The organism is Streptomyces sp. NPDC044704 (assembly GCF_056433525.1).
The window spans coordinates 386,473-403,356 of the sequence record NZ_JBWKGY010000001.1 but is presented as its reverse complement, the minus strand read 5'-3'; the positions used below and the strand labels follow the sequence as shown (position 1 = coordinate 403,356).

General features: G+C 74.1%; 9 protein-coding genes and 1 pseudogene. 2 read left to right on the top strand and 8 right to left on the bottom strand.

Annotated elements, in window-relative coordinates; all coding sequences use genetic code 11:
- Window positions 1–58: 58 nt before the first annotated feature.
- From AC07B0_RS01820 to AC07B0_RS01800, 5 genes are all read right to left on the bottom strand, one after another.
- Complete coding sequence (locus tag AC07B0_RS01820; RefSeq protein WP_467292269.1) at window positions 59–1,015, bottom strand: 3-oxoacyl-[acyl-carrier-protein] synthase III C-terminal domain-containing protein; 957 nt, start codon at window positions 1,013–1,015, stop codon at window positions 59–61.
- Window positions 1,012–7,212: a type I polyketide synthase gene (locus AC07B0_RS01815; protein WP_478896209.1), complete on the bottom strand. Its 6,201-nt coding sequence runs from the start codon at window positions 7,210–7,212 to the stop codon at window positions 1,012–1,014. Before AC07B0_RS01815 ends, AC07B0_RS01820 begins: the two co-directional genes overlap by 4 nt.
- On the bottom strand, window positions 7,209–8,213 hold the full coding sequence (locus AC07B0_RS01810) for an ester cyclase (protein WP_469378822.1): 1,005 nt from the start codon (window positions 8,211–8,213) through the stop codon (window positions 7,209–7,211). Before AC07B0_RS01810 ends, AC07B0_RS01815 begins: the two co-directional genes overlap by 4 nt.
- Window positions 8,210–9,523 (bottom strand): NAD(P)/FAD-dependent oxidoreductase, encoded by a 1,314-nt coding sequence (locus AC07B0_RS01805; RefSeq protein ID WP_478896207.1) that lies wholly within the window; start codon window positions 9,521–9,523, stop codon window positions 8,210–8,212. Before AC07B0_RS01805 ends, AC07B0_RS01810 begins: the two co-directional genes overlap by 4 nt.
- Before the next feature lie 102 nt (window positions 9,524–9,625).
- The gene (locus AC07B0_RS01800) at window positions 9,626–10,594 is read right to left on the bottom strand and encodes a 3-oxoacyl-[acyl-carrier-protein] synthase III C-terminal domain-containing protein (RefSeq protein WP_356878171.1); all 969 of its coding nucleotides are present in this window, start codon (window positions 10,592–10,594) and stop codon (window positions 9,626–9,628) included.
- 748 nt (window positions 10,595–11,342) lie between these two features.
- On the opposite strand from AC07B0_RS01800, the gene AC07B0_RS01795 reads away from it, so the two are divergent.
- Window positions 11,343–11,999: a maleylpyruvate isomerase N-terminal domain-containing protein gene (locus AC07B0_RS01795; RefSeq protein WP_356878114.1), complete on the top strand. Its 657-nt coding sequence runs from the start codon at window positions 11,343–11,345 to the stop codon at window positions 11,997–11,999.
- A 63-nt stretch (window positions 12,000–12,062) separates the two neighbouring features.
- Here AC07B0_RS01795 and AC07B0_RS01790 read toward each other — a convergent pair whose 3' ends face one another.
- Window positions 12,063–12,656 carry a hypothetical protein gene (locus AC07B0_RS01790; RefSeq protein ID WP_478865269.1) on the bottom strand — a complete coding sequence of 198 codons (594 nt, stop codon included), beginning with the start codon at window positions 12,654–12,656 and terminating at the stop codon, window positions 12,063–12,065.
- A gap of 190 nt (window positions 12,657–12,846) precedes the next feature.
- Between AC07B0_RS01790 and AC07B0_RS01785 the strand changes: the two are divergent.
- Window positions 12,847–13,053, top strand: a pseudogene (locus tag AC07B0_RS01785) (transposase); the annotation flags it as partial.
- 324 nt (window positions 13,054–13,377) lie between these two features.
- Here the strand turns inward: AC07B0_RS01785 and AC07B0_RS01780 are convergent.
- Window positions 13,378–15,921 carry an ABC transporter permease gene (locus AC07B0_RS01780; RefSeq protein WP_478896205.1) on the bottom strand — a complete coding sequence of 848 codons (2,544 nt, stop codon included), beginning with the start codon at window positions 15,919–15,921 and terminating at the stop codon, window positions 13,378–13,380.
- Window positions 15,922–16,090: 169 nt separating this feature from the next.
- Window positions 16,091–16,873 (bottom strand): ABC transporter ATP-binding protein, encoded by a 783-nt coding sequence (locus AC07B0_RS01775; RefSeq protein ID WP_478865271.1) that lies wholly within the window; start codon window positions 16,871–16,873, stop codon window positions 16,091–16,093.
- Window positions 16,874–16,884: the final 11 nt, after the last annotated feature.

Here is a 16,884-nt window from a genome sequence, read left to right as displayed (position 1 = left end):
ACACACTCCAGGTTCGTCGGGCAGGCGGTCGGGCTGGTCCGGGTCCGCGCGGTGGCCGTCATGCCGCACCTCCCCGGTGGGTCAGTGCCAGGGCCGTGAACGTCGCGCCGGCGCCGACCCCGGCCATCAGGTAGTGGCGGCCGGGGACGAGGCGTCCCGCGTCCCGCAGGGTCGTGTAGTTGACGAACGGGTCGGCGGCGAAGCAGTGGCTGTAGCGGGCGATGTTGTCCAGGAACACCCGGTCCGCGGGGATGCCCAGTTCGGCGATGGTGTTGCGCCAGGCCATCATGTTGACGTTGTGCGGGATGACCAGGTCGATGTCGTCGAGGACGAGTCCGGCCTCCCGCACCGCCGCGCGCATGACGTCGGCGAGGACGGGCGCGTACGCCTTTCCGTACAGCGCGGCCTCCTCCGGCGGCAGGGAGATCAGCTGCGCGAACTCCCCCAGGGTGCGGCTGGCGTGGGAGAGGACGGGGTCTCCGGGCCCCGCCGCGGCGATGAGGCAGGCCGCGGCGCCCTCGCCCATCAGCGCCGTGTTCGGCACCTTCTGGATCAGCGGCGAGTACGGCTTGTCACCGATCACGAGCAGGGTCCGGTCGCCCGGGTCGCCGCCGGCGAGGAGCCGGGCGGCGACCTCGACGGCGCCGAGGCCGCCGGCGCAGTTCTGCTGGCTCAGGGCGAACGCCTCCGCGTGCCGGAGCCCGAGTGCGTCGCGCAGTGCGGCGGCCGTGTCGAACCCGGCGGGGGCGACCTCGTGGATGGCGTGCGCGTAGACCACGAACCGGATCCGGAGCGGGTCGTCGAGGCCCGCCACGGCCTGCCGGGCGGCCGGCAGGAGCAGGTCGAACAGCGAAGCCGCGGGGTCCTGGTGCAGGGTGTGCAGGCCGTGGACCTTGCGGAACAGCGCCAGCTTCGCCCGGCTCAGGCCGAGTTGCTCCGACAGGGCCTCGATGGCGACCCGGCGGTCCGGCAGGTGGCTCTCCACCCGCTCCAGGGTGGCGATCGGAGCGGTCATGACCGGGCCCCGTCCCGGGCCGCGCCGTCGGCGAGGAGCGGGTCCAGCCAGCCGGTGACGGCCTGCGCGGTCGTCCCCGCGTGCTCCGCCAGCATGGTGAAGTGGTCGCCGGGCACGTCCACCGTGGTGTCCGCGAGCGGCCAGCGCGGCCGGTCGTGCGTGGCGGTGCGCTCCGCCGCCCGTACGAGGAGGGTGGGGACGGGCAGCGGCTGCGGCGTCCACCCGTCGAAGAGCTGGATGTACCCGCCCATCGCGATGAGCCGGTCGTCGTCGAGCCACTGGCTGCTGTGCGCGTCCAGCATCTGGTCGGCGACCATGGACAGGTCGCTGATGTCCAGCGGCGCCGCGAGGGTGTCGATCAGTACGACGGACCGCGGGGCCGTTCCCCGCTCGGCCAGCCGCTGGGCGACGGCGTGGGCGATCCAGCCGCCGGTGGAGCGGCCCAGCAGCACCAGCGGCCTGCCGTCGGCGAGCCGGGCCGCGCCGTCGGCGAGTGCGTCGACCAGGGCCGGCAGCGAGGCCGGCAGGGGCTGGTCCGGGGAGAACCCGGGGAGCGGCGGGACCGAGACGGCCCGGCCGCCTACGTGCGCGGTGAACTGGTCGTACTCCTGGGGACCCGAGATGGCGATCATCGACGGGAAGCAGACGACGACCGGTTCCCCGGCCGGGCCCGAGGCCTGCGGGAACGACGGCAACTGCTCCGCGTCCTCGAAGCGCGGACGGATCCCCGCCGCCGAGACGAGCAGGTCGATGGCGCGGTCGAGGTGCCCGCCCTCGTGCGCCGCGCGGAAGAGCGAGACCAGGGTGCCTCCGGCCGCGGCGGCCGGGGCGGGGGCGCCCGGTGTGAGGGTGCCCAGCTGGCCGAAGACGTGCTCCGACAGGTCGCCGACGCTGGGGCGGTCGAAGACGACGGTCGCCGGCAGCCGCAGGCCGGTCGCCTGGTTCAGGGCGTTGCGCAGTTCCAGCGAGGTCAGCGAGTCGAAACCGAGGTCCCGGAAGGGGGTTTCGGAGTCGATGGCGTCGACGTTGCTGTGGCCGAGGACGGCGGCGACGATGTCCTGCACCGTGTCGGCGACCGCCTTGAGACGCCGGTCCTCGGGCAGCGCCGCCAGCTTCTCGCGGAGCGACTCGGCCGAGGCCGCCGATCCGGCGGAGGCCGACGGGGAGGTCTGTGCCCCGTTGCCGGCGCGCCGTGCGGCGGTCCTGACGAGTCCCCGCAGCAGCGGCGGCAGGGGCTGCCCCGAGGTGCGCAGGGCCTTGCGGTCGAGCCGTACGGGAACCAGGGCGGCGGCGGGGTCACCGCACGCCGCGTCGAAGAGCGCCATGCCCAGTTCGGCGGAGACGGGCAGGACGCCGTAGCGCTCCATCCGCTTGAGGTCCGCGTCCTGCAGGGTGTCGGCCATGCCTCCGGTGGGCTCCCACACGCCCCAGGCCAGCGCGGTCGCCGCCAGGCCGCGCCGGGCGCGGTGCTGTGCGAGGGCGTCGAGGAAGGCGTTGCCCGCGGCGTAGCTGCCCTGGCCCGGGCTGCCGAGGGTGCCGGCGACCGAGGAGAACAGCACGAAGGCTCCCAGGTCCATGTCCTGGGTGAGCTCGTGCAGGTGCAGGGCCGCGTCGACCTTGGGGGCGAGCACCTTGTCGAGGCGCTCGGGGGTCAGCGAGGTCAGGATCCCGTCGTCGAGGACGCCCGCCGTGTGGATGACGGCGGTCAGCGGGTGTTCCGCGGGGACCGTGGCGAGCAGTCCGGCCACGGCCGCGCGGTCGGTGACGTCGCAGGAGACCACGGTCGCGGTGGCGCCGAGTCCGGCCAGTTCGGCGACGAGGTCCTCGGCTCCCGCGGCCTGCGGGCCGCGGCGGCTGACGAGCAGGAGACGTCGTGCTCCGTGCTCCGTCACCAGGTGGCGGGCGAGCAGCGCGCCGAGCCCGCCCGTGCCGCCGGTCATCAGGACGGTGCCCTGCCAGGCGGCGGGGCCGGTGTCGGCGGCCCGTACGGTCTTGGTCTTCAGCCGGGGTGTCAGCAGCCCGCCGTCGCGCACGGCGAGCTGGGCCTCACCGGTGGCGAGGGCCGCAGACAGGGCGGGGTCGTCGGGGCCGGCGGGGCCGGGCTGGTCGTGGTCGATCAGGACGAAGCGTCCGGGAGCCTCGGACTGCGCCGAGCGGACCAGCCCCCACACGGGAGCGGCGGCCAGGTCGGTGACGTCCTCCTCGGGGCCGGCCGCGACGGCCCGGCGGGTGACGAGGGCGAGCCGGGCGGGGGTTTCCGGCCCCCGGTCGAGCCACTGCTGCAGCAGGGCCAGTACCCCGCCGGTGGTGGTCCGGACCGCGGCGGCGAGGTCGTCCGCGGCGGTGGAGACACAGTCGACGACCGCGGTCGTGGCGCCGACGGTGTCGCCGGCGAGCGCGTCGAGCAGCTCCGCCGGGGAGGCGAAGTACTGGACGCCCTCCTCGCCCGCGGGGGCCGCGGCGGCGGGTACGGCCGTCCAGTCGACCTGGAACAGTGCGTCGTTGAAGGTGCGGCGGTCCCCGCCGATCCGGTCCCCGGCGACCTGCCGGGAGACGAAGGAGTCCACCGAGGCGACGGCGTTGCCCTCCTGGTCGGCGACGGTGAGGGCGATCGCGTCGGGGTTCTCGCGGGAGAACCGCACGCGCAGCGAGTCGGCGCCGACGGCGTGCAGGCGTACGCCGTTCCAGGAGAACGGGAGCCGTCCCTCGGCCGCGCCGCTGCGGACCGCGTCCCAGGCCAGGGCGTGCAGGGCCGCGTCGAGGAGGGCGGGGTGCAGGCCGAAGGCGCCCGCCTCGGCCTGCTGTTCCGCGGACAGGGCGACTTCGGCGAACAGCTCGTCGCCGCGCTCCCACACGGCGCGCAGGGCCTGGAAGGCCGGTCCGTACGCGAAGCCGGTGTCGGCCAGCCGGTCGTACAGACCGTCCAGCTCCACCTCGGTGGCGTCGTGCGGGGGCCAGTCCGCCAGTCCCTCGGGGGTGCCCGCGGCGTGGGAGGGGGCCAGCCAGCCGGCGGCGTGCCGGGTCCAGCCGTTGTCGTCCGGCCCGTCGTCGGGCAGGGAGTGGAGTACGACCGGGCGGCGGCCGTCCTCCTCGGGCGCGCCGACGGTGAGCTGGAGACGGACGGCGCCCTGTGCGGGGAGCACCAGCGGCTCCTGGAGGGTCAGTTCCTCCACGAGGTCGCAGCCGACGTGGGCGGCGGCCCGGGTGGCCAGTTCCAGCAGTGCGGTGCCGGGCACCAGGACCGTGTCGTGGACGACGTGGTCGGCGAGCCACGGGTGGGACTGCCGGGACAGCCTGCCGGTGAACACCACGCTGTCGTCGGCGGCGAGGTGCGTGACGGCTCCGAGCAGCGGGTGTTCGGCGGAGCTGAGGCCGACGGAGGCGATGTCGCCCGCGGTGGTGGGTTCGTCAAGCCAGTACCGCTCGCGCTGGAAGGCGTACGTCGGCAGGTCGACGCGGCGCCCTCCGAGACCGTCGAGGACCGCCTCCCAGTCGGGGGCGAAGCCGTGGACGAAGAGCTCGGCGAGGGCGGTCAGGGCTGCCGCGGGCTCGGTGCGGCCGCGCCGCAGGAGCGGTACGACCAGTGCCTGGCGCTCGTCGCCGAGGCAGGCCTTGACCAGGCCGGACAGGGTTCCGTCCGGGCCGATCTCGACGAAGGTGCGCACGCGCTCCGCGTAGAGGGTCTCGACGGCGTCGCCGAAGCGGACGGGGCGGCGCACGTGCTCGGCCCAGTAGCCGGGGCGGCACAGCTCTTCGGCGGTGGCGAGTTCGCCGGTCACGTCGGAGACCAGCGGGATCCGGGGAGCGGAGAAGGAGAGTCCGGCCACGAGCGCGGCGAACTCGTCCAGCATGCCGTCCATGTGGGGGGAGTGGAAGGCATGGCTGACCGGGAGGTCCTTGGTCCTGCGGCCCTGCTCGCGGAACCGCGCCGCGATCTCCGCGACGGCGTCCGCGTCGCCGGACAGGACGACGGACCGCGGGCCGTTGAGCGCGGCGATCGACACCTGCTCCTCACGGCCGGCGAGGGCGGCCAGCGCCTCCTCCTCGGTCGCCTGGACGGCGGTCATCGCGCCCCCGCCGGGCAGTGCCTGCATGAGGCGGCCACGGGCGGCGACCAGCTCGGCCGCGTCCGTCAGCGACAGGACCCCGGCGACGTGGGCGGCGGCGATCTCGCCGATGGAGTGTCCGGTGACGTAGTCGGGGCGGATGCCCCAGGACTCGGCGAGCCGGTACAGCGCGACCTCGACGGCGAAGAGTGCCGGCTGGGTGAACTCGGTCCGGTTCAGGAGCCGTTCGGGATCCTCGTCGGCGAAGAGGACCTTGGTCAGCGGTACGTCGAGGTGCGGGTCGAGGGCGTCGCACACGGCGTCGAAGGCCTTGGCGAACACGGGGTGGGCGGCGTGGAGCTCCAGGCCCATCCGCAGTCGCTGGCTCCCCTGGCCGGTGAACAGGAAGGCGGTGCGGCCGGTGTTGCGGGTGGTGCCGCGGACGACGTGGGCGGCGGATGCCCCGGCCGCGACGGCTTCCACGCCGCGCGAGAGTTCGGCGGGGTCGCTGCCGATGACGACCGCGCGGTGCTCCATCGGCGTGCGGGCCGTGGCGAGGGTGAGCGCGGCGTCCGCGGTGTGCTGGGCCGTGAGCGCCGTGTGCAGCTTGGCCGCCTGGCCGCGCAGGGCGTCGGCGCTGCGGGCCGAGAGGATCCACGGCACCAGCGCGCCGTCGACGGGCTCGGGCGCGGGGGCGGCCTCGTGCGTCGCCGGTTCCTCGATGATGACGTGGGCGTTCGTGCCGCTGATGCCGAACGAGGAGACGCCGGCTCGGCGCGGGCGGTCCGCCCGGGGCCACGGCACCGGTTCGGTCAGCAGCCGTACGTCGCCGCTCTCCCAGTCCACGTGCGAGCTCGGCGCGTCGACGTGGAGGGTCTTGGGCAGCCGCCCGTGCTCCATCGCCTTGATCATCTTGATGATGCCGCCGATGCCCGCCGCGGACTGCGTGTGCCCGACGTTCGACTTCAGGGAACCCAGCCACAGGGGGGTTCCCCCGCGTCCCTGTCCGTACGTCGCCAGCAGCGCCTGGGCCTCGATCGGGTCGCCGAGCTTGGTGCCCGTGCCGTGTCCCTCGACGGCGTCCACGTCGGCGGAGGTGAGGCCGGCGGAGCTCAGGGCCTCGCGGATCAGCTTCTCCTGGGAGGGGCCGTGCGGGGCGGTGAGGCCGTTGCTGGCGCCGTCCTGGTTGACGGCGGAGCCGCGGATGACGGCGAGGACGCGGTGGCCGTTGCGGCGGGCGTCGGAGAGTCGCTCGACGATCAGCGTTCCGGCGCCTTCGGCCCACGCGGTGCCGTCGGCGCCCTCCGCGTACGACTTGGCCCGTCCGTCGGGGGCGAGTCCGCGCTGGCGGCTGAACTCGGTGAAGGAGAACGACGTCGCCATCAGCATCACGCCGCTGACGACGGCGAGCGAGCACTCGTCGCGGTGCAGCGACTGCCCCGCGAGGTGGAGGGCCACGAGCGAGGAGGAGCAGGCGGTGTTGACGGTGACGGCCGGGCCGTCGAAGCCGTAGGTGTAGGAGATGCGGCCGGAGGCGACGCTGCCGGCGCTGCCCACGCCGAGGTAGCCGTCGATGCCCTCGATCGGCGTCTTGAGGAAGCGCAGGCCGTACTCGTCGCACATGATGCCCACGAACACGCCGGTGTCGCTGCCGCGCATGTCGTCGGCGACGATCCCGGCGTCCTCGAACGCCTCCCACGTGGTCTCCAGGAGGAGGCGCTGCTGCGGGTCGATCGTGAGGGCCTCGCGGGGCGAGATCCCGAAGAAGGCCGGGTCGAACTCGGACGCGTCGTGCAGGAACCCGCCGGCCCGGACGTAGGTCTTGCCCACGCGTGCCGGGTCGGGGTCGTAGACGTTGTCGAGGTCCCAGCCGCGGTCGGTGGGGAAGCCGGTGATCGCGTCCCGGCCTTCGTCGACCAGCTTCCACAGTTCGTCGGGCGTGTTCACGTCGCCGGGGAAGCGGCAGCTCATGCCCACGATCGCGAGGGGTTCGCGGGCGCGGTCCTCGACCTCGCGCAGGCGGGCTTCGGCCTGGTTCAGTTCGGCGGTGGTGCGTTTGAGGTACTGGAGCAACTTGGCTTCGTCGGACATGCTCTTCATCTCTCTGCTCGGCGTGGGGGCGGGCTGACGCGTCGGGCGGTGACGGGTCATCCGGTGTGCTCGGCCGGGCCGAGCCTGCTGTCGAGGTAGGCGAACAGTTCCGCGGCGGAGGCCTCTTCGAGCTGTTCCTGGGCCGGGGCCGGCGCCGGGGCGAGGCGTTTGGCCAGGCTGCCGAGGCGGTCGGCCAGCTCGGCGCGGAGGGCTTCGCGGCCGGGCCCGGCGAGGGCGGGCGCGAGCTCTTCCAGCCGGGCGAGGGCGTCGAACGGGTCCGCGGAGCCGGTGGCGGGCGTGGTCCCGTCCAGCTGTGACCACAGCCGGCCGGCCAGGGCCAGGGGGGTCGGGAAGTCGAAGGTCAACGTGGAGGACAGCCTCAGGCCGGTCTCCTCCTCCAGGGAGTTGCGCAGTGCGACGGCGCCGAGGGATCCGAGACCGAGGGAGAGGAAGGTCTCGGTACCGGCGGCGTCACCCACTTCCGCGTCCTCCACGAGTTCGGCCACCAGTTCCAGGACCCGCTCCAGCAGTACGGTGCGGGCCGCTTCCGGGCCGAGGTCCGCCAGGCGGGCGGGCAGCGCCGCGGCCGACTGCGCGGTACCGGCGCCGGTGCCGGCCACCGCGCCGAGCTGGGCGTAGAGGTCGAGCTGGTCGTCGCTGAGCCAGTACTCGGCGATCCGGCCGTCCTCGAAGCGGAGGATGTCCACTCCGCGGAAGGTGACCTCGGTGCCCGGGTCGGCCGTCGCGGTCGCGGGCCGGCCACCGGTCCACGTACCGCGGAAGACCCAGCGGCCGATGGCGTAGTCGCCCACGAAGAAGGGGCCGAGCTCGCCGGTGATGGCGGCGTCCTCGTCGTAGCCGGACCGGAAGGCCGCTATCCAGGCGGCGATCTGCGGGCCGTCGCCCAGCGTCGCGGGATCGGGCATGCCGAACTCGGGGATGTTGACCCGCATGGTCCGGGAGACGTAGTCGTCGGCGATGGCGTAGTCGCCGTTCCAGAGCCGGTTCCAGGCGTCCCAGAGTTCCTGGGGCGAGTGGTGCGTGGCGGTCGTGCGGCTCATCGCGCGGCTCCTTCGAGCTGGTTCCCGGCGGTTCCGTTGCCGTGGTCCGGCTGGTCCTCGCCCGCCAGTTGCCGGAGCACCGCCTCGGAGAGGCCGTGCCCGTTGACCTTTTCCATCTGCTCCACGATCTCGGGTGACAGGAACTCCTCGACCGTCATGAGGCGGGAGCCGAAGGTGTGGAAGTGGGCGGCCATCGCGAGGTCGCGGGCGGCGGCCGAGAAGGAGAACTCCTCGATCTCGTTGAACGGGCGGGCCGTCGCGAAGTCGGCGATCAGGTGGTGGTGCGGCCCGGTCTCGGCGGCGTGGTGGGCGGCGTACTCCGCCAGGGCCGTGTCGACGGCGGCGTCGGTACCCACCAGGGCGGGGGCGCTGCGCGACACCAGCCAGTGGGCGGACTGCATGGCCCAGGCGCAGCCCACGGCCGCCAGGGGGTCGCTCGCCAGGGCCGCGTCGCCGATCAGCGCGTATCCGGCGCCGGCCGGCTCGCGGGAGACGAGGGGGTAGTTCACCGTTCCGATGATCTTGGAGATGCGTTCGGCGCCGTCGATGTCCGGGGCTTCGGGCAGGGAGCGCACGAAGTTCAGGTACGCGCCTTCCAGGTCCGCCTTGAACTCGTCCAGGCGCGGCTTGGAGACCACGGCCGCGATGACGGTGACGTCGTCCTCCATCGGCATGACGTACGCGTTGTCCGGTTCGAGGTAGTAGACGCGGGCGGCGTCGCCGGCCTGCCGGGCGAGGCCCTTGAAGTAGGCGAAGTAGCTGAAGCGGCCGTTCTCGGTCGTCTCGGTCCGGGCTCCGGCGAGGCGGGCGACCGTCGACTCCTTGCCGTCCGCGCCGACGACGATCCGGGCGCGCAGCGAGAAGGTCCCGTCCCCGGTGGTGCCCGCGGCGCCGACGACACGGCCGTCCTCGACGAGGAGTTCGTTCACCGTGTGGCCCAGCATCAGGTCGACGCCCTCGGTGCCGGCGGCCAGGCGCCGCAGCAGCGGGTCGAGGGTCTGCCGGCGCACGCTGTAGCCGTGCGCGCCGTCCGCCTCGTGCGGCGGCTTGATCCAGCCCCAACGGGTCCAGTAGTGCGCGGTGTTGGGGATGGCTCCGGCCTCCTCCAGCGCCTTGTCCAGGCCGGTCGCGACCATGACGGGGTACGCGGACGCCTGGATGTAGTGGGTGCACAGCACCTTGTGGGCGTCCATGTCGGAGCGGCGTTCCAGCAGGGCCACCCGGGCCCCTTGCCGTGCGTAGAGGATGGCCGCGGTGCATCCGGCGACGCTGGCTCCGTTGATGATCACGTCGTATGCGTTGCTGCTCACTGCTTCGAATTTCCTTTCGATCCGGCTCGGGGCGCACGCGCCCGCCGGGAAGGAGAGATGGAGACGCCGGCGGAACTGCTCCGGCGTGGCCCGGCCTTGCGGCTACAGGGCTTCGAGGACGGCGCACGACCAGGTGAAGCCGCCGCCTCCGCCGAGCACCAGGGCGAGGTCGCCGGACTTCAGCGCGCCGGACGCGGCGATGTGCTCGACGTTGGCCAGCAGGTCGCCGGCGCCGAGGTGGCCGCTGGATTCGCGCAGGGCGAGCACCTCCGCCCGCACGGCGCCGTCCAGCACGGGGCGGTACATGAGGTCGAGGACGCTGTCGCTCAGCCTGGGCAGCGCCACGCGCACGATGCGGGGGTCGCCCGCCTCTACGCCGGCGTCGGACAGGGCGAGCCCGAGGGCCCGCTCCACGCACCGCGCGGCCGCGCGCCGGAACTCCTCCATGCCGCCGTGGATTTCGAGGTAGGCCTTCTTGGGGCGCTTGACGTCGATGCGGCCGCCGCCGTGGGCGAGGGGGACGGCGCCGAAGGGGTCGCGCCCCCGGTACATCTCCTCGAAGGAGGCGTCCGTGGCGAAGGCCAGCGAGCGCAGGAGCAGGGCCCCCGGGCGCTCGTCCGGCTGCCGGCGGCGCAGCAGCGCCGCCGTACCCGCGTCGCCGTACACCACTCCGTAGTCGGCGGACCAGCGGTCGAATCCGGGTAGGCAGAACCGGTCCGCGGTGGTGACGAGGGCCGATTCGGCGCCGGGGTCCGCGATCAGCTTCTCCGCCGCGATCCCGAGGGCGGCCGCCCCGGAGTTGGACATCTGCTGCACCCCGACCGGCAGGGCCGAGCCCGCGCCGATCTGGTGGGCCACGTAGTGGGCGGGCGACCAGAAGTCGTGCCCCTGGTGGTACGTCCAGCCATGGGCGACCAGGCCGATGCGGGCGGGATCCCACCCGGTGTCGGCGAGGACCCGGCCCGCGGCCCGGACGGCCATCTCGGGCGCCGCGAGGTCCTTCGAGACCGGCACCTCCGTGAGTGCCAGGCCCTCGGCATCACCGGCCGTCAACCGGCCGGCGGCAATCATCTCGCTCACGTATTCCCGGTCGTCGGGAATCCACGTGGCAACGTCCAATACCAATAACTGCGCTAACTTCACCGAACCCTCTCCCCCGTTGTCGATGGCGGTGAGATTGGCAACCCAGAGGATTGTTTCAGCCACCATCGATCTTCGTTCCAGACCCTGCCAACCGGCCGACGGATCTGTCAAGGCGAGTTTCGCGGGTCGTCACCTTCCCCCGGGAAGCGACGCCGGGTCGCCGCCGGGGCGCCCCCGGGAGGGGCCCGAAGCGGAGCGTTCACCGTTTGCACCGGACCCCCGGCATCACTGCACGTACCGGGGGTCGCAGGCTGGTAACGGAATGGGTTCGACCACATTCGGGTAAACGGCTGGTCAAAACCTTGAGGGGGGTGAACCGCCCCTCCGGCCCGTCCCACGGCGTGGCGGAGCACCGCTCGAAGATCGCTGGAGGGCCTTCGCGGGCGCAAGCCCCCGCCGCCCGCTCCGGGGGTCGCCGCCCGCCGTCGATCCCTTGCCGGGCCGCTCGATTGTGAAATGAAGATTGCCTCTTTGTTTCATCGGGGCAGCCGGGAGGAAACCGTGGAAAAACGAGTGGCGGTACCACGCGAGACGGACGGGACGGCGGCCCCGAGATCCGCCCCGGCGGGTCCCGCGAACGGATATCCCTTTCTCATTGCCGACGACCGCGATTCCCCGCCCTCCGGGAGAACCGGGACGGGCCCCCTGGTGCGGGCACGCTGCTACCGTGCCCGCCGTGGACCTCTTCTCACGCTGCTGGACAGCGCTGCGCACGACGGTCGCCGCACTCCGGGACGAGGACTTCGCACGGCCGTCCGGCTGCACCGGCTGGCTCGTCCGGGACCTGGTGTGCCATCTCGTCATCGACGCCCAGGACGTGCTGATCACCCTCGTGACCCCCGCCGAAACGGCCCCGACCCGTGACGCGGTGACCTACTGGCAGGTCTCCCGGACCCCGCCGAGCGGTGACGACCCGCTCGACGCGCTCGTCGTCCGGCTGGCGGCCGCGTACGAGGACCCGGGGCTGCTCCGGTTCCACCTGGACGACGTCGGCTCGGCCGCCGGCCGCGCCGCCCGGCTCGCCGACCCCGCCCTCCCGGTCGGTACGCAGGACATGGTCCTCCTCGCGGGCGACTACCTCCACGCGTACGTCCTGGAGTGGACGCTGCACCACCTCGACCTGGTCGCGCACCTGCCGGACGCGGCTGGACCGCCCGCGGAGGGCCTGGCCGGGGCGCGCGCGTTGCTCGAAGGGATCGCCGGGACCGCGTTCCCCGCGTCGTTCTCCGACACGGACGCCCTCCTCGTAGGCACCGGCCGGCGCGCCCCGACGGACGCGGAGACGGCCGAACTGGGCGGGCTCGCCGACGGACTCCCCTTCGTCCTCGGTTGAACAGGCCAGCCGCCCGGCCACGTGTCCGGGAGGCGGCTCCGGCCGCACCGCCCCCCTCCCCGTCTACGGGTGCTCGCCGGTCTCCGTCGGTGTCGCCACGTGGTGGAAGGACCAGGAGTGGAGGGACTCCAGACGCACCGTCCGCTCGCGCGGGCCGTGGGGGGAGGTCAGGTACGGGGCGCAGTCCTCGAGCGAGACGAGGTGGGCGACGTAGTCGCCGGGCGTGCGGGGCATGCGGTGGGCCCGGACGCGCACGAGGCCGGCTGCCGGCGGGTACGGATCCCCGGGCCGGTCCTGGAGGCCGGCGGCGGCGGCCGGTTCGACGAGCGACGGCAGTCGGTGCGGGGGCGCAATGACCTCGGTGAAGGTGTGCCAGCCCATTTCGAGCATGCGCCGGGGTGCGGTACCGGCGGCCCGACGGCCGGGCACGGTACGGGGGTCGATGTCGCGGCAGACCAGCACCGCGAGCCGGGGTATGCGGGCCGGGGCGCCCGCGGTGTTCCGTTCCCAGTACGGGCCGGCGCCCTGCAGGACGACCTGCGGTGCGACGGTGCTGAAGTCGCCGCTGCTCCCCTCACGGGGCGTCACCTCGTGGATCGCCGCGGGTCCCGTCCCGTACGGCGCACTGCCGGTCGCGGTTGCCTCGTCGACGCTCATCGCGCACCAGCTCCTTCCTCGGAGTCGGCCCGGCGGCCTGCCGGGCCCGGATGGAGCCAGCGTCACCCCTCGCAACCCCGGGCGCCGACCGCTCCGGTGGCCGCGGGGCCGTCTCATTTCGGCCCCGGTGCCCTGACCGGAACTAGACTCGCGCGGTGTGGAGCTCGTGGAGCGGCTGGTGCCCGATGAGATGTGGAACCTGTTCCAGCGGGTCGTGCCCCGCCCGCCCCAACGCCGCCAGGGCGGTGGGCGGCGCCGCTACGGGGACCGTGAAGTCCTGGCCGCGATCGTGTTCGTGACCACCTCGGGCTGCACGTGGCGCCAGCTCCCGCCCTCCTTCGGACCGTCCGGCCCGACCGCGCACCGGCGGTTCACCGAATGGACCCGCGCCCGGGTCTGGCCCAGGCTGCGTCACCTCCTGCACAAGGAGGAACGCGAGCGGGAGCTCCGCCGGTGGCAGCGCACCGTCATCCGGAACCTCGCCCGGCGGACCCCCCGGCCTCCGGGCCGGTCCGACGGGACGGCCGGCCGGGACCGCCCCGAGGGTCCCGGCCAAATGAGACGCGCCCCCAGGCCCGGCGAACCGCGCGGACTCGGGCCCGCGGGGCCCGGCCGGCCGGCCGGACACGGCTCCTCCCGCTCGCCCGTCCGGGGGAGGCGCGGCGAGCCGGGCGGCCGGCTCACGGCGACGCACCCCACCACGGCCCGGAGGGGGACCGCGTCACTGGGCCGTCGTGGCGGCGGGGATGTCGACGCGGGCGGCCCTGCGGGCCGGCCAGAGCGAGGCGAGCAGCGCCCCCGCGAGCGCGATGAGCACGCCGAGGGCGAGGCGGCCCCAGGGCAGGACCAGCGTGTAGCCCGCGACGTTCTCCTGGAGGGTGCGGCCGAGCGCCCAGCCGAGGAAGACGCCCAGGGCCGTGCCCAGCGTCGCGCCGAGCCCGCCGAGGAGCAGGGCTTCCAGCCGGATCATCCGGGTCACGCCGGCGCGGTCCACGCCGAGGGCGCGCAGGGTGCCGATCTCCTTGCGGCGTTCGAGGACGGACATGGCGAGGGTGTTGGCGATGCCCAGCCCGGCGATCACGAGGGCCATGCTCAGCAGCGCGTAAAAGACGTTCAGCTGGTCGCCGATGGAGCCGCTGTCCTCGGCCCGGATCGCCGCTTCGTCGCGGACGGCCAACGCCGGGTTGTCGCCGAGGGCGTGGGTGAGGCCGGCGAGCGCGGCCCGGCCGGGTCCGCCGTCGGTGGCGACGAGGATCCCCGCGGTGTTCGGGTTCGGGTCGTAGCGGGCGACGAGGGAGTCGGGGGCGGTGATGCTGGGCAGCAGGTTGCTCTGTTCGTCGGCCCGGTAGACGGCGCCGATGGTGACGGCGCCGCGCTGCCCCTCCTGGCGTTCCAGGGGGAGGGTCTGGCCGACGCGCCAGCCGGCCGCCCTGGCCTTGAAGTCGGCCACGGCGATCTGTCCCCTGGCCAGGCTGTCGAGGGAGCCCTCGACGACGTCGTACCTCAGCAGCCGGCCGATGGTGGCCGGGTCGACTCCGGTCAGGACTGAGGGAACGCCGGCCAGGCGGTATTCGGTGGACTGGTTGAGCGGGCTGAAGGCGGTACCGGGCAGCTTCCGGAGGGGTTCCGCGGTGGCGGGGGTCATCCGCATGGCGCCCTCGGCGGGCTTGACCAGGTAGTCGGCGGTGAAGTCGTGGGTGGTGGCGCGGTCGAGGTACCGGGCGGCGGAGGCCCCGAGCACGGACAGGCCCGAGGCGAGGGTGAGGGCGATGGCGAGCGCGGCCGCGGTGGCGCCCGTACGGCGCGGGTCGCGCACGGTGTTGCGGGCGGCGAGGTTGCCGTACACCGGGTGGAGGCGGGTCAGCGGCGGCCGGACCAGGGCGACGAACGGCCGGGCCAGCAGCGGGATGAGGACGATGGTCCCGGTCACGGTGAGGGCCGCGCCGACGCCGATGACGGTGCGGGCGTCCTTCCCCGTGGTGAGGGCCCCGTACGCGGCGGCGGCGACGCCGGTCAGCAGCAGCGCGGCCCCGAGGACGGTGCGCGCGGAGCCGGCGCGGGCGGGCTCCGTGGGCTCGGCGGCGCCGAGGGCCGCGACGGGCGGGATGGCCATGGCCCGGCGGATCGGGAGCCACGCGGCGATCATGGGCAGCGCGGTGCCGGCCAGCAGGGCCGTGATCACGGTGCCCGGGGTGAGGACCAGCGGACCGGCCGGGCTGTCGGCAGAGGTGAACAGCGTACGGAGCAGGGCGGCGACCCCGGTTCCGAGGGCGAGACCGGCCGCGGAGGCGACCGCGCCGACGAGGAGGGACTCGGTCAGGAGGATGCGGCGCACCTGTGTGCGCGAGGCGCCGACGGCGCGCATCAGGGCCAGCTCCCTCGTGCGCCGGGCGACGAGCATGGTGAAGGTGTTGGAGATGAGGAAGGTGGCGACGAACAGGGCGACGGCGGCGAAGCCCAGCAGGATCTGGCTCATGGTGTCGCTGTCGCCGGTGGCGAGGTTGACCTGGATCCGGGCGAGCTGGGCGCCGGTGGCCGCGCCGGCGCCCTGGGGCAGTACCGGTTCGACGCGGGCCAGGAGCTGCTGCGCTTCGGTGCCGGGGGCTGCGGTGACCTCGGCGTTCTGGTAGCGGCCGGGCTGGAGGAAGAGCCGCTGGGCGGTGGCGTCGGTGAACAGCGTCAGGCTGCCGCCGGCGGGGAGCTTGGTCCCGTCGGTACGGAAGGTTCCGCTGAGGGTGTACGTGGCGGCGCCCTGGTTCGTTCCGACGCGGACGCCGTCCCCGACGCGGTATCCGCCCGCCGCGGCGGTGGTCTCGTCGAGGGCGATCGTGTGGTCGCCGGTCGGGCCGGACCCGTGGGTGAAGCGGTAGGCGGGGTCCGTCCCGTTGCTTCCCGGGGCGAAGTTGCCGCCCCGGTGGGACGGGCCGTGCCCGAGGAGCCGCCCGTCGCGGCCGGCGACGGCGGCGAAGCCGTCGACCCGGCCCGTGGCGGCGGCGACGCCGGGCACCCCGGTCAGGGTGGGCAGGAGGCCGGCGTCGAGTCCGGCGGGGCCGCCGCCCGCGCCCGCGCCCCGGGAATCCTCGGGGAAGACGCTGACGGCGATGCGCTCGTAGCCGTCGGCCGCCCGGGCGGCGGCGGCGCGGCCCAGGCTGTCGCCGTAGACGAGGCTGCCGGAGATGAAGGTGACTCCGAGCATGACCGCGAACGCGGTCATCAGGAGGCGGGCCTTGTGCGCGGACACGTTGCGCAGGGCGGTACGGAACATGGGTGGGGATCCTGGCTGGCGGGCTCGGCGGATGCGAGCGGACGGCTGGTGCGGACCGGGGCCTCGCGGGGAGGGAACGGGTGCGTCGCGGGAAGGGAAGGGGCGCCGCGGGAGGAGCCGGGGCGTCCCGGGAAGGGGCGGGGGCGTCGCCGGAAGGGCTGAGCGGCGGTCAGCTCGTGCGGGAGCGGGTGTCGAACGCCTTCATCCGGTCCAGGACCCGGTCCGGGGTGGGCCGGTCCATCTCGTCGACCAGCCGGCCGTCGGAGAGGAAGACCACGCGGTCCGCGTAGCCGGCGGCCACGGGGTCGTGGGTGACCATGACGACGGTCTGGCCGAGCTCGCGCACCGAGTCGCGCAGGAAGCCGAGGACCTCCGCGCCGGCGCGGGAGTCGAGGTTCCCGGTCGGCTCGTCACCGAAGACGATCGCGGGGCGGGACACCAGGGCGCGGGCCACCGCCACGCGCTGCTGCTGCCCGCCCGACAGCTGTCCGGGCCGGTGGCCCAGGCGCTGTGAGAGACCGACCATGGACACGACGCGGTCCAGCCACGCCCGGTCGGGCCGTCGCCCGGCGATGGTCAGCGGCAGGGTGATGTTCTCCAGCGCGGTCAGCGTCGGCAGCAGGTTGAACGCCTGGAAGACGAAGCCGATGCGGTCGCGGCGCAGCTGGGTGAGCTGCCGGTCGTTCAGCGTGCTCAGTTCGGTGGTGCCGATGCGGACGGAGCCGGAACTGATCGAGTCGAGGCCGGCGGCGCAGTGCATCAGCGTGGACTTGCCGCAGCCGGAGGGGCCCATGATCGCGGTGAACTCGCCCTCCCGGAAGGAGATGCTGACGCGGTCCAGGGCGACCACGCGGGTGTCACCGCTGCCGTAGACCTTCGACAGGTCGGTGGTGGCGGCCGCGGCCCCGGTCGGCGCGTACGGCGTGTGCGGGGCAAGGGGGTCGGCGGTCACGGAGGGACTCC

Excerpts from the sequence above, each read along its gene's own strand:
- AC07B0_RS01820 (WP_467292269.1), bottom strand. The coding sequence starts at position 1,015 with ATGACCGCTCCGATCGCCACCCTGGAGCGGGTGGAGAGCCACCTGCCG.
- AC07B0_RS01815 (WP_478896209.1), bottom strand. The coding sequence starts at position 7,212 with ATGACCCGTCACCGCCCGACGCGTCAGCCCGCCCCCACGCCGAGCAGA.
- AC07B0_RS01810 (WP_469378822.1), bottom strand. The coding sequence starts at position 8,213 with ATGAGCCGCACGACCGCCACGCACCACTCGCCCCAGGAACTCTGGGAC.
- AC07B0_RS01800 (WP_356878171.1), bottom strand. The coding sequence starts at position 10,594 with ATGATTGCCGCCGGCCGGTTGACGGCCGGTGATGCCGAGGGCCTGGCA.
- AC07B0_RS01790 (WP_478865269.1), bottom strand. The coding sequence starts at position 12,656 with ATGAGCGTCGACGAGGCAACCGCGACCGGCAGTGCGCCGTACGGGACG.
- AC07B0_RS01780 (WP_478896205.1), bottom strand. The coding sequence starts at position 15,921 with ATGTTCCGTACCGCCCTGCGCAACGTGTCCGCGCACAAGGCCCGCCTC.